Raw genomic sequence first — 12,381 nt, 5'->3', positions numbered from 1 at the left:
ATCACTCTGCCTCCTTGGTGAGACGGACGGCCTCTGCCGCACCGCGTCCCGCCGCCCGGCCGGTGGACCAGGCGATCTGCAAATTAAAGCCTCCGGTATAGGCGTCCGCATCCAGCACCTCACCGGCAAAAAAGACCCCCTGGACCTTTTTAGAAGCCATGGTGTGGGGGTCCACCTCCGACGTTTTGACCCCGCCGGCGGTGACGATGGCCTCCCCAATAGGCCGGGGACCGGATATATCGATACGCAGCCCCTTCAGGGTCTCCAGCAGCTTCCGCCGCTGGACTTTGGTAATGGAATTGGCCTTCAAGTCTCCCGGGATACCGGTGAGCTCCAACAGTACCGGCACCATCAGCCGGGGTACCAATCCCTCCAGCACATGGCGGAAATCCTTGTTGGCCTGCTCGCCCAGGTCCCGCAGCAGGCGATTGTCCAGCTTTTCTTGGTCCAGGGCGGGCTTCAGATCCAGCAGAATAAAATAGTGCTCTTTGTCCATGCTGCGCATATGGGCCGAAGCGCTGAGAATCAGCGGTCCGGACAGGCCGAAGTGGGTGAAAAGCAGCTCCCCCTGTTCGGCGTACACCGTTTTCTTCTTACTGTTCTTTACCTGGATGGCCACATTGCGCAGGCTGAGCCCCTGCATCTGGGCGCAGAAGGGCTGCTCTGCCACCAAGGGCACCAGAGAAGGCCGGGGCTCTACAATGGTGTGGCCCAGAGCCCGGGCAAATTCGTACCCGTCGCCGGTGGACCCGGTGAGGGGGTAGCTCACCCCGCCGGTGGCAATGACCACCGCCTTGCAGGGGTACTCCCCCTGCTCCCCTGTTACGCCGGTAAGCCGGTCCTCTTCTTCTACCGTCAGGCTGACCGCCCGGTCCTGAACAATAGCCACCTTTGCCTTCCGCAAGGCCCGCAGCAGGGCGTCGATGATATCGGCAGCTTTGTCGGACTGGGGGAAGACCCGGTTGCCCCGCTCGATCTTCAGCGGGACCCCCAACCCTTCAAAAAAAGCCTCCGCCTCCTCCGGGGGAAAACGGGTGGCGGCGCTGGTGAGGAATTTGCTGTTGCCAGGGATGTTTTGCAGCAGTTCCTGCACCGTACAGTGGTTGGTCACATTGCACCGGCCCTTGCCGGTGATGTACAGCTTGCGGCCCAGCTTGGGATTGCGCTCCAGCAGGGTGACAGACGCCCCCTGCTCCGCGGCGGCCAGGGCCGCCATACATCCGGCGGCGCCGCCGCCGATGACGATGATCTCACTCAACTGTTCTCGTCCACCTTCTCGTAGACCTCATACTCGTCCCAAATCCGCTCCAGGCTCTCAAAGGTGTGGGAGAGGTCGTCGTTCTTCTTCCGGCCGATGGCCACAATGAGGGCGTTGACCAGGCTGAGGGGGGCCACCAAAGAGTCCACAAAGGAAGCCATATCGCTCTTGGCCAGCAGGGTGATAGAGGAATAGGGGGTCAGGGGCGACGCTCCGCTGTCGGTGATGGCGATGGCCTCCGCTCCCCGGTCGTGGGCAAACTGCATGGCCTTTACCGTCCGGCGGGAGTAACGGGGGAAGCTGATGCCGATGATCACATCCTCCGGTCCGATGTGGAGCAGCTGCTCAAAGACTTCACTGGCCGAGGTGGTGTGGATGATGGTCACATTCTGAAAGATCAGGGTAAAATAAAAGCCTAAAAAGCTGGCAATGGCAGCGGCGGAGCGCACCCCCAGGATATAGATGTGACGGGCGCCTACAATGGCATCCACCGCCCGCTGGAACTGGGCCTGATCGGTCTCCTCCATGGTCAGGCGGATCTTCTCAATGTCCGACTGCATCACCATGGACAGGATATCGTGGTCCCCGATGCGGTCATTGGTCACTTCGATACGCTGGATGGAGGTGAGCTTGTTGCGGATCATCTCCTGTAATGCCTTTTGCATGGCAGGATAGCCGTCGTAGCCAAGCTCGGCAGCAAAACGCACTACGGTGGATTCGCTCACCTTTACCGTCTTGCCCAGCTTGCTGGCCGTCATAAAGGCGGCCTTATCGTAGGACTCCAGGATAAAGTTGGCAATCAGCTTCTGCCCCTTGGAGAAGGTATTCATTTCAGATTGAATGGTAGAGAGAATATCTTTCGGCATGATCTGTACCTCCCGGCGTTTCGTTTCTGATAGACATAACGCCGTTAACCTTGATCGCAAAGAATCCCGGCCCATCCCCCGGTATTCCGGCGGACAGACCGGATATGGGTGGAATACCGCGCAGCCGCGGCACATCCGCAGATTCAGCAATCAATATCATAGCGGTTTTCCGGGAGAAAAGCAATCCCCTTTTTGCAAGAATTCTATCAATTCCTGCAAAAAGTCCTGTTACATCTTGCCGGGAGCCTGTTCCAGAAGGGCCAACTCCTCCATAGTGAGGGGCCGCCAGCAGCCCGGCTTCAGCCCGCCCAGAGTGAGGGCTCCCTCCCGTACCCGGCGCAGACGGGTGACCTGCAGGCCGGCCTGGGCGCACATCCGCCGCACCTGACGGTTGCGCCCCTCGTGGATGGTGACGGAAAGCTTTCCCTCCCCCGCAGGCTCCACCCGAGCGGGGCTGAGGGGGACTCCATCCAGCTCCATGGGTCCCCGGAGTACCGGCAGGGCCGCAGCGATATCCCCCCGCACCCATACCAGATACTCCTTTTCCACCTCATGGCTGGGGTGGAGCAGCCGCTGGGTCAGCGCTCCGTCATCGGTGAGCACCAACAGGCCCTCCGAGTCCAGGTCCAGACGGCCCACCGGCCACACCCGGGCCCCGCAGTCCTTCACCAGATCGGCCACCGTCTTCCGGCCTTTTTCGTCGGACAGGGTGGTCACATAGCCTCTGGGCTTGTTGAGAAGCAGATAAGTACGCCGCTGAGGGGAGCGCAGCGGTTTGCCGTCCACCCGGATGTCGTCTCGCTCCGGGTCGGCCTTGTCTCCCACAGCGGCGGGGCGGCCGTTTACCGTAATCCGGCCCGCCGCCAGCAGGGCCTCCGCCCCCCGGCGGGAGCATATTCCGTGGGCGGACAAAATTTTTTGCAGTCGTTCCTCCACCGGCAGTCTCCTTTCCGCAGGAGAGGCCTGCCGTAGAACGGCAGACCCCTTCTTTTTTATCCTTGGTTTTATCCGAACAGTCGGGCCAGCCAGCCCTTGGGAGCCAGATTGTTGGCCGCTCCGGTCTCATAGAGCAGGGGCAGCTGGGCGATCTCATCCCCATTCAGGGTAATAACCACCCGTCCCGCCGGGAATCCGGCCAGCACCGGAGCGGTCACCTGCTGAGGCGTCTGTATGGTTTGCTCTGGTTCCTCCCCTTGGGCCAGGGGATAGTAAAACTCCGCCGCCGTACCCGCTCGCACGAACCGGCACAGGCTATTGGCTACCGGAATGTCCACCCACGCCCCCGCCGCTTTTACCAGCGTGCGGGGATAGGTAGCAAAGCCATAGTCAAAGAGAGCGGCGTGGTCCGCCCAGTCATTGGGGGCGTTGAGGGTGACAGCGATCAGCTCCTGTCCGTCCCGCAGGGCGCTGGATACCAGAGTGCGCCCCGCCTCGTCGGTGTAGCCGGTTTTCAGGCCGGTACATCCCTCGTACCGCCACAGCAGTTTGTTATGGTTGACCAGGGTGCGCCCGGCGATTGACACGCTGCGGGTGGATGCGATGACCCGCAGCTCCTCTCGTTCCAGAACCGCCCGGGCCAGAATGGCCATGTCGGCGGCGGTGGAGTAATGCTGGGGATCGTCCAGGCCGTTGGGGTTTGCGAAATGGGTGTCGTTCATCCCCAGCTGGGCCGCCTTTTTGTTCATCTCCTCCACAAAGGTCCCTATATCCCCGGCACAGTACCCGGCGATAGCCAGAGCAGCGTCGTTGCCTGAGGACAGGAGCAGCCCATATAACAGGGCCTCCAGAGTTAACTCCTCCTCCGGCTTCAGGTACATGGAGGAGCCCTCCGCCCCCGTCCACTCCCGCTTGACCGTTACCACCGATGAGAGATCAGGATGGAGCTCCACCGCCACCAGAGCGGTCATAAGCTTGGTAATGCTGGCGATGGACCGGCGCTCCCGAGCGTTTTTCTCATAGAGGACCCGTCCGCTTTCCAGGTCCATCAGAATGGCAGAGTGGGCGGAGAGGGTTGGCTCCGCTCCATATACCGGCAGGACCAGCAAAGACAAGACCAGCAAAAGGGCGCACCAGCGTTTCAAACCGCATCACCTCACGTTGATGCGGTTAGTATACGCCTTTAAAGCCCGATTTATCCCCCGTCTGCTGATCGTTCTTTTCCGAGGCGGCTTTTTCCGCAGCCTTCTTATCCTGTTGTTTTTCGATAAAGTCGGTGATTTTGTCTACCACCTCGGGCACCATCTCCACCACCCGGTCTACGGTAGTCCCGGCAGGCGGGGCCACGGGGAGCAGCTTCACCGAATCCCCTTTGACCACCAGAAAGCCCACGGGGATCAGGTTGACCCCTGCCCCGGCACCGCCGCCGAAGCAGTTGTCGCCGTCCGGCTTCTGATGCTTGCTGCCGAACTCGGTGCCCCCCGAGCCCACACCCACGCTCAGCCGGGAAATGGGAATGATGCTCACCTCTCCCGCCGCAATGGGCTGGCCCACAATGGTATTCACGTCTGCGATCTCCCGGACTTTTTCCACGATGTTGCTCATCAGATCGCCAATGGGATGCTGCTTTTCCATGGTTTAAACCGCCTCTTTCTGTGTTTCCTGCCGGGATTTGCTCCCGTCCTTTTGTTTGAGCAGAATGGGCAGCACCCTGGACGCCACCCGGATGCCCAGAGAAAGAATCTGCCCAATGGTCAAAGTGGCCGCTGCCCGCAGAGACAGGGTGGGATGCTCGGTGGTAAAATCCACCCATGTGCGGATGCGCCACTCCTTCACCTTAAAATTTTGCTCCACCAGAGGCCAAAGCATACCAATGGCCCCGTTGAGCCGTCCATAGTTCACCGCCGCCTTGGCCGGATCGGTGGATGCCACAGTAATATCCAAATAAAAGGCGTCTATGCGGATCTTTCTACGCAGCTGTCCGGCGGCCTCGATGGCCACCGGAAGCAGTTGCTTTACCAGAGCAAAAATCTCCTCCGCCGTAGGCGGTGCTTTCTTGGGCTTCGCTTGCTTGGCCTTGGTCCGCTTGGGCTTTTTGCGGGGCTTAGGCTTTCTGGCTTTTCGGGGAAAGAGCGTGATCTTTGCCGGTCCAGCCAGCAGCCTGACCTCCAGGCAGTTTTGGGCGTACTCCACCTGTACGCCCACCCGGATCAGGCCCACCAGAACCAGGGCCAAGATCACGATTCCCACAACCAGCAGCACCATCATGCCCCAGACTCCTCCTCAGACCGGGCCAGCTCCCGGGCCGCCGCCTCGATTTCTTCTTCGGTGATCTGCGCCAGGCCCTCCCCTGCTTCCGCTGCCTGGAGCTGCTCCATAGCCGTCTGCATCTGACGAATGGTCTGCTGCCCATCCTCCGGTGGCATATTGGGCAGCTCCGGCAGTTCGTCCAGGCTGGACAGGCCAAAGGACCGCAGGAAGGTCTGGGTGGTGCGGTACTGGATGGGCCGGCCGGGCACTGCCAAACGGCCGCACTCCTCAATCAGGTCCCGCTCCAGCAGCAGGCTGATGGTATAGGCGCTGTCCACCCCCCGCACCTGGTCCACATAGGCCCGAGTAGCAGTCTGGTGATAGGCGATGATGGCCAGTACCTCCAGAGCCGGCTGGCTCAGCTTGGCGGGGCGGCGGCTCTCAAAGGCCTTGCGGATATAGGGCGCGAACTGGGGAGCAGAACACAGCTGATAGCTGGCGTCCATCCGCACCAGGCGGATACCCCGGCGCTCATAGCTGTAGTAGTCGGCCAGACGCTTGCACACCGCGTCCACGGTGGCCCGGTCCAGATCCAGGGCCAGGCACAGCCGCTCCACCCCCACCGGCTCTCCGGCGGCAAAGAGGATGCCCTCGATGGCCGATTCAATTTCCTTGACTTCCATAATTATCCCCCGTCTGACGGCAACTAAACACCGGTGGTAAAGTCGGTCTCTTCTTCCCCGCTCTCCCCCGTGCTGGTAATGGTACAGTCCTGCTCCGTCCCCGCCAGATGGACCCGCCGTGCCTTACACAACTCCAGCACCGCAATAAAGGTGGCCACGATTTCCGAACGGCTCCGGTTGCCCTTAAACAGGGCGCTGAACCGGGTGACGCCAAAGCGGGCCAACCGCTCCAGAATTTCGTCGGCTTTGTCGGCCACCGGGTAGGGCTCCCGGCCCACAATCCCATCAAAGGCGGAGATTGGAGGCGGCAGCCGGTGGTCGGCCCGGGCCAGCACAGATTTCATGGCCCGCAGCAGGTCCTCCGGCTTGTGGACATAGCGATAGGTCTTATCCTTTTGAAAGGCCTCCGGCGGCTTGGTCAGATAATCCATGCCAACGGCAAACCGGGCGGACAGGGCGGGCACAACCGCTTTGATGCGCAAATAGTCCTCCTGCCGCTGGTGCTCCTCCAAAGAGGCCATCAGCTGTTCCAGCTCGGACAGGGCCTCCTCGTCGTGAATAGACAGGAGCATCCGGGTTTTGATGTACATCAGCTGGGCCGCCATGGTCACAAACTCGCTGGCTACTTCCAGGTCCAGCTTCCGGCGCCGGTCCATCCACGCCAGATACTGTTCCAAGATCAGAGAGATCTGGATGTCCTGAATTTCCATCTTATTTTTGCTCAGCAGGTGGAGGATCAGATCCAGAGGGCCGTTGAAATCCTCCAGGTCCTCCCGGTTCTTGACCACTTTTTCCAGGTGGTAAATGGGCGTTTCGATGGCACTCACCTCAAAGAAGGTTCAGAATAGCGGATACGTCCTGGAGGTAAAGCAGCCATTCCAGCGGCATCCCGGTGATGGCGCACAGCCCACGCAGGCACTGGACCATCAGAAAAGACAGGGGCTTATCAAAGGCTCCCAGCAGCACCAGGACCACCAGCAGCCCCATAACGTATTTCTCATAGCGGAGAATGGTGTAATAAGCCCGGTCAGGCAGGATCGCAAAGAGAATTTTGGACCCGTCCAGGGGCGAGATGGGGATCAGGTTGAACAGCCCCATGCCCACTCCCAGCAGAGCCATATTGGCCAGGAAGCACAGCAGGAGCAGCGTCACTTTGCCCACTGGGGAAAAATGCCACAGCGCGGAGGACAGCCCCACCGCCGCCAAGGCGGTGAGAAAGTTGGCTGCCGGACCTGCCAGAGCGGTAAGGGCCATACCCCCCTTGGGGTTTTTAAAATAGCGCATATCCACCGGTACCGGCTTGGCCCAGCCCACTTTGACCACCACCATCATCAAAAGGCCGATGATGTCCAGGTGTTTGATGGGGTTGAGGGTAAGCCGCCCCGCCTGTTTTGCGGTGGGGTCCCCCAGCCGGTAGGCCATCAGACCGTGGGACAGCTCATGGAGCGTGATACACAATAGGGCGGCAACGGCACTGATGAGCAGGGTGATAAGACCCCACCAGTCCATGTGCCGGGCAAATTCACTGATAGAACCCAATGGTTATTCCTCCAACAGCTTACGTTTCAGTGGATGGGTCAGTCCGACAGCCACTTCCATATTTTGATTCTGATTATAACAAATTTCCCCGAAAAACACAAGCCGGACCGGCACAGAGCCCGCGCCGGTCCGATTTGCTTACACGATATGATTCCGCAGAGTACCAATCCCTTGGATTGTGACCTCCACGGTGTCGCCTGGGACCATAGGCCCGATACCTGCCGGGGTACCTGTGGTCACCACATCGCCAGGCTCCAGAGTCATGGAGGTGGTGATAAAAGCCAGCAGCTGGGGTACCGCCGTCATGAACTGATTGGTATTCCCCTGCTGAACCACCTCCCCGTTGAGGCGGGTCTCGATAGAAAGATTTGACGGGTCCACCTCGTCGGTGACCACCGGGCCGATGGGGGCAAAGCCGTCCATACTCTTGCCCCGGGTCCACTGGCCGTCTCCCTTCTGTACGTCCCGGGCCGTCACGTCGTTGAGGCAGGTGTAGCCTAAGATATAATCTGCAAAGCTTTCTTCCTTTACATCTTTTGCCCGGCGGCGGATCACAAAAGCCAGCTCCCCCTCGTAGTCCAGCCGCTCCACAAAAGCGGGGGCGTGGATTGTACCCTCCGGATAGTTGAGGGTATTGGGGGCCTTCAGAAAGAGGACGGGCTTGTCGGGCACGCCCTCCCCCATCTCCACCGCGTGGTCGTAGTAGTTCTTGCCCACACATACGATCTTGGTGGCTTCACAGGGGGCCAGCAGGCGGCAGGCCTCCAGGGGCAGGGTTTCCCCATCATAGCACAGCTCCTCAAAGGGTGGCTTGGTCAGGGTGCGCACCAGGTCACCCTGGAGCACGCCCCACACGCCCTTGCCGTCCCGCAGCAGCTTTACATATTTCATGCCAATCCCTCCGCGTGGTCCATAATCAGATTGAGCAGCTCCTGCTTTCCATCCCCTTTCTCAGCAGAAAAGGGAATTACCTTTACAGATTCGTCCAGCTCAAGTGTCTCACGGATGCGGGCCAGATTGGGCTCGATGTCGCTTTTACGCAGCTTGTCCAGCTTGTTGGCTACCACAGCAAAGGGCCTGTCGCTGTGTTTGAAAAAGTCTGCCATGGTGCAATCGTCGGCGGTGGGCTTATGGCGGGCATCCACGATCAGCAGCCCCAGTGTCATAAGGGAGTTATCGGCAAACCACGCCTCCATCAGCCGTCCCCACCGTTGCTTTTCCGCCATGGATACTTTGGCGTAGCCATAGCCCGGCAGGTCCACCAGATAGAAGGCCCCGTCAATGAGAAAGTAGTTGATGTGGGTGGTCTTACCAGGGGCGGCGCCCACCCGGGCAAAATTTTTCCGGTTAAGCAGCCGGTTGATGACCGACGACTTGCCCACATTGGAGCGGCCGGCAAAGGCCACCTGAGCCAGCCGGTCCCGGGGAAAATCGGCCGCCTTGGCGGCGGAGCGGACAAATTCCGCCTTTTGCAGATTGATGGGCATAATTACCTCCCAAATAGATGTTTCCGACAGCCGGGGACAAGCCCCTGCCCTACTGGCGCATGGCGGGCAGCTCGGCAGTCTGGGCCGGGGCGTGAGGCTGGGACAGGTCCGGGCCAGGGTCGCTGACAATCAAATCCAGAGCCTCCGCCAGTACCTGGTCCACCTGCTCCACCGTGACAAACCGCAGCCCTGCTTTGACGGTGGGGTCGATCTCCTCCAGGTCCTTCTGGTTATTTGCCGGCACGATAACGGTGCGGATACCGTTGCGGTAGGCGGCCATGGTTTTTTCCTTCAGGCCGCCGATCGGAAGGACCCTGCCCCGTAACGTAACTTCCCCTGTCATTGCCAGCTCCCGCTTGACCGGTGCGCCGGTGAGGGCGGACACCATGGCGGTAGTGATGGCAATACCGGCGGAGGGGCCGTCCTTGGGCACCGCTCCCTCCGGGAAGTGGATATGGACATCTTTTGTCTTATAGAAGTCGGCCTCAATGCCCAACTGGGCGGCTCGGCTGCGGATGTACGTCAGGGCGGCGTGGGCGGATTCCTTCATCACATCTCCCAGGTTGCCGGTGAGCTCCACCTTGCCGGTACCGGGGACGACGCCCACCTCCACCTCCAGGATCTCGCCCCCCACGCTGGTCCAGGCCAGTCCGTTGACCACCCCCACCTGCTCGGTCTGTGGGATGTGGTCGGGATGGTACCGGGGGATGCCCAGCAACTCTTCCAGGTTATTTTCTGTAATGCTGATAGACTTTACACCTTGTTCCACGATGCGCATGGCAACCTTGCGGCACAGAGCGCCGATCTGCCGCTCCAGAACCCGGACGCCGGACTCCCGGGTATAGCCCCGGATGAGGGCCCGGATGGCGCCGTCTGACAGCTTGCATTTTGCCTTGGTCAGGCCGTGGCGCTTGATCTGCTTGGGAATCAGGTGGCGCTTGGCGATCTCCACCTTTTCCTCGTCGGTGTAGCTGGTCAGCTCAATGACCTCCATCCGGTCCAGCAAAGGCCGGGGGATGGTGTCCAGGGTGTTGGCGGTGGTGATAAAGAGCACGTCGGACAGGTCGAAGGGTACCTCCAGGAAGTGGTCCCGGAAGGTGGCATTCTGCTCGGCGTCCAGCACCTCCAGCAGAGCGGAGGCCGGGTCTCCCCGCTGATCGTTGCCCAGCTTGTCGATCTCATCCAGCAGCAGCAATGGGTTACAGCTGTCCGCCTGCTTGATGGCGGCGATGATACGGCCGGGCATAGCCCCCACATAGGTCTTGCGGTGGCCCCGAATCTCGGCCTCATCATGGACGCCGCCCAGGGAAATGCGGGCCATATTCCGGTGGATGGCCCTGGCCATACTGGCGGCAATGGAGGTCTTACCCACGCCGGGAGGACCCACCAGACAGAGAATCTGTCCCTTCAGCTGGGGGGCCAGCTGCTTGACCGCCAGGAACTCTAAAATACGCTCCTTTACCTTGTTCAGACCGTAGTGATCCCCATCCAGCACCTTGCGGGCAGCCTCCACATTGACGCGCTCCTTGGTGCGTTTGCCCCAGGGCAGTTCCAGCACATTGTCCAGATAATTGCGCAGCACGGTGGCCTCGGCGGAACCGTAGGGCTGCTTTTCCAGACGGCCCAGCTCCTTGTTCAGCTTGTCCGCCACCTCCTGGGGCAGCTTGGCCTGAGCGATGCGCTGGCGGTATTCGGTGATCTCGCTGTCTCCCTGGCTGTCCTCCCCCAGCTCCTGCTGGAGGACCTTCAGCTGCTCCCGCAGCACATAGTCCCGCTGACTGCGAGTGAGATGGTCCCGCACCTTGTTCTGCATCTCGTGCTCCAGCTCTAGGATCTCTACCTCCCGGCGGAGGTTGTGACACAGCTTTTCCAGACGGCGGATGGGGCGCAGCTCCTCCAGAATGGCCTGCTTGTCCCCGGTACGCATGGGCAAATTCTGGGCGATGTAGTCGGCGATATACCCCGGTTCCTCACTGGACAGCACTGACAGCAGAATATCAGGGGTCATTTTGGGGGCCAGGTCGATGTAGGTTTCAAACAGCTCATAGGTCTGGCGCATCAGCGCCTCGGTCCGGGCGGAGCGGCGTGCCGGTACCTCCTCCGGGATCTCCTCCACCTGAGCAATAAAGTGGGGCGTGGTTTGGGTCAGGCTCTGAAGCCGGCCCCGGCTGACGCCCTCCACCATGACCCGCACGCTGCTGCCGGGCAGGCGCAGGATCTGGCGCACGGTGCTGATGGTACCAATGCGATAAAGGTCCTCTTCTGTGGGGTCCTCCACCGACAGGTCCCGCTGGGCCACCAGGAAGATGGGCTGGCCGGTGGTCATGGACTCGTCCAGCGCCTTGATGGAGGCCTCCCGGGCCACGTCAAAATGGAGCAGCATATTGGGAAAAATGGTCAGCCCCCGCAGCGCCAGAGCAGGCATGACGGCAGGCAGATTGGTTCGCATGGGTTTTCCCTCCTCTCCGGGATGTGAAACAGGAGACAGGACCGAGGGCGGCCGGTGTTGCCCAGTCTCCCGGTTCCTGTCTCCTGCGATTGCTTTGGTTCAGATGGTCCTCTTAGGACACATTTCCCTTGGGCGCTTTTCCTCCGTGCTCGGCCCGGAGGGAGGCGCCTCCCAGCCGGGGCCGGTGGGTACGCTCGGGATCATGCTCCACCTTGGGAGCCGCATGGTTCTTCACGCTGTCGGCGGTGATGGTCACCTTGGTGATGGTGGGATCAGAGGGCACGTCATACATGGTCTGGGTCATGACCTCTTCCAGCACCGCCCGCAGGCCGCGGGCGCCGATGCCCCGTTCAATGGCCTTGTCGGCGGCAGCCTCCAAAGCGGCGGTGTCAAAGCTCAGGTCCACCATATCATACTCCAGCAGCTTCTGGTACTGTTTCACCAAAGCGTTTTTGGGCTCGGTGAGAATACGCACCAGCTGGTCCTTATCCAGGGCGTTCAGGGTGGTGATTACCGGCAGACGGCCCACCAGCTCGGGAATGATACCGAACTTCAGCAGGTCATGGGGCTGGACCTCCTTGAAGATGGCGGTATCCTTCTCCTTCTTGGTCTGGATATCGGCCCCAAAGCCGATGGTCTTTTTGTCCAGGCGCTGCTCAATGATCTTATCCATCCCGTCAAAGGCGCCGCCGCAGATGAAGAGGATGTTCTTGGTGTTGATCTGAATGAACTCCTGGTGGGGGTGCTTACGGCCGCCCTGGGGGGGCACGTTGGCAACCGTACCCTCCAGAATCTTCAGCAGGGCCTGCTGCACACCTTCACCGGACACATCCCGGGTGATGGAGGTGTTCTCGCTCTTCCGGGCGATCTTGTCGATCTCGTCCACATAGATGATGCCCCGCTCGGCCAGCTC

Annotated in this window: 13 protein-coding genes; all 13 read right to left on the bottom strand. The window is 60.5% G+C overall.

The window, feature by feature from the left end; translation table 11 throughout:
- Position 1: 1 nt before the first annotated feature.
- Positions 2-1,258, bottom strand: a complete 1,257-nt coding sequence (locus tag Q0J75_RS06880) for an NAD(P)/FAD-dependent oxidoreductase (RefSeq protein WP_297198658.1) — start codon at positions 1,256-1,258, stop codon at positions 2-4.
- On the bottom strand, positions 1,255-2,124 hold the full coding sequence (locus Q0J75_RS06875) for a MurR/RpiR family transcriptional regulator (RefSeq protein ID WP_297198656.1): 870 nt from the start codon (positions 2,122-2,124) through the stop codon (positions 1,255-1,257). The genes Q0J75_RS06880 and Q0J75_RS06875 overlap by 4 nt, the downstream gene beginning before the upstream one ends.
- 228 nt (positions 2,125-2,352) lie before the next feature.
- On the bottom strand, positions 2,353-3,060 hold the full coding sequence (locus Q0J75_RS06870; protein WP_297198652.1) for a pseudouridine synthase: 708 nt from the start codon (positions 3,058-3,060) through the stop codon (positions 2,353-2,355).
- A gap of 68 nt (positions 3,061-3,128) precedes the next feature.
- Entirely contained in the window at positions 3,129-4,205 is a 1,077-nt protein-coding gene (locus Q0J75_RS06865; RefSeq protein WP_297198649.1) for a D-alanyl-D-alanine carboxypeptidase family protein, read from the bottom strand.
- A gap of 25 nt (positions 4,206-4,230) precedes the next feature.
- Complete coding sequence (gene ytfJ / locus Q0J75_RS06860) at positions 4,231-4,695, bottom strand: GerW family sporulation protein (RefSeq protein WP_297198645.1); 465 nt, start codon at positions 4,693-4,695, stop codon at positions 4,231-4,233.
- A 3-nt stretch (positions 4,696-4,698) separates the two neighbouring features.
- Positions 4,699-5,328 (bottom strand): DUF2953 domain-containing protein, encoded by a 630-nt coding sequence (locus Q0J75_RS06855; RefSeq protein ID WP_297198642.1) that lies wholly within the window; start codon positions 5,326-5,328, stop codon positions 4,699-4,701.
- Entirely contained in the window at positions 5,325-5,993 is a 669-nt protein-coding gene (scpB, locus tag Q0J75_RS06850; RefSeq protein ID WP_297198639.1) for an SMC-Scp complex subunit ScpB, read from the bottom strand. The genes Q0J75_RS06855 and scpB overlap by 4 nt, the downstream gene beginning before the upstream one ends.
- 23 nt (positions 5,994-6,016) lie before the next feature.
- A complete protein-coding gene (locus Q0J75_RS06845; protein ID WP_363315715.1) occupies positions 6,017-6,820 on the bottom strand; it encodes a segregation and condensation protein A in 804 nt (267 codons plus the stop codon).
- A gap of 1 nt (position 6,821) precedes the next feature.
- Complete coding sequence (locus Q0J75_RS06840) at positions 6,822-7,532, bottom strand: site-2 protease family protein (protein WP_297198635.1); 711 nt, start codon at positions 7,530-7,532, stop codon at positions 6,822-6,824.
- A gap of 138 nt (positions 7,533-7,670) precedes the next feature.
- The gene (locus Q0J75_RS06835) at positions 7,671-8,423 is read right to left on the bottom strand and encodes a fumarylacetoacetate hydrolase family protein (protein ID WP_297198632.1); all 753 of its coding nucleotides are present in this window, start codon (positions 8,421-8,423) and stop codon (positions 7,671-7,673) included.
- Entirely contained in the window at positions 8,420-9,019 is a 600-nt protein-coding gene (gene yihA, locus Q0J75_RS06830; protein ID WP_297198629.1) for a ribosome biogenesis GTP-binding protein YihA/YsxC, read from the bottom strand. Before yihA ends, Q0J75_RS06835 begins: the two co-directional genes overlap by 4 nt.
- Before the next feature lie 49 nt (positions 9,020-9,068).
- Positions 9,069-11,468, bottom strand: coding sequence for an endopeptidase La (lon, locus tag Q0J75_RS06825; RefSeq protein ID WP_297198625.1), 2,400 nt, complete (start codon positions 11,466-11,468; stop codon positions 9,069-9,071).
- Between the two features lie 112 nt (positions 11,469-11,580).
- The coding region (clpX, locus tag Q0J75_RS06820) for an ATP-dependent Clp protease ATP-binding subunit ClpX (RefSeq protein WP_297198622.1) at positions 11,581-12,381 on the bottom strand (801 nt) is incomplete at its 5' end.

Source organism: uncultured Flavonifractor sp. (genome assembly GCF_944385615.1).
In the GTDB taxonomy this organism is placed as follows: Bacteria; Bacillota; Clostridia; order Oscillospirales; family Oscillospiraceae; genus Flavonifractor.
The sequence above is the reverse complement of the archived record's forward strand: the minus strand, read 5'-3'. Positions and strand labels throughout refer to the sequence as shown.

What these genes read in the sequence shown, in the direction of transcription:
- Q0J75_RS06875 (WP_297198656.1), bottom strand. Translation starts at nt 2,124, where the DNA reads ATGCCGAAAGATATTCTCTCTACCATTCAATCTGAAATGAATACCTTC.
- ytfJ (WP_297198645.1), bottom strand. Translation starts at nt 4,695, where the DNA reads ATGGAAAAGCAGCATCCCATTGGCGATCTGATGAGCAACATCGTGGAA.
- Q0J75_RS06855 (WP_297198642.1), bottom strand. Translation starts at nt 5,328, where the DNA reads ATGATGGTGCTGCTGGTTGTGGGAATCGTGATCTTGGCCCTGGTTCTG.
- scpB (WP_297198639.1), bottom strand. Translation starts at nt 5,993, where the DNA reads ATGGAAGTCAAGGAAATTGAATCGGCCATCGAGGGCATCCTCTTTGCC.
- Q0J75_RS06835 (WP_297198632.1), bottom strand. Translation starts at nt 8,423, where the DNA reads ATGAAATATGTAAAGCTGCTGCGGGACGGCAAGGGCGTGTGGGGCGTG.
- yihA (WP_297198629.1), bottom strand. Translation starts at nt 9,019, where the DNA reads ATGCCCATCAATCTGCAAAAGGCGGAATTTGTCCGCTCCGCCGCCAAG.
- lon (WP_297198625.1), bottom strand. Translation starts at nt 11,468, where the DNA reads ATGCGAACCAATCTGCCTGCCGTCATGCCTGCTCTGGCGCTGCGGGGG.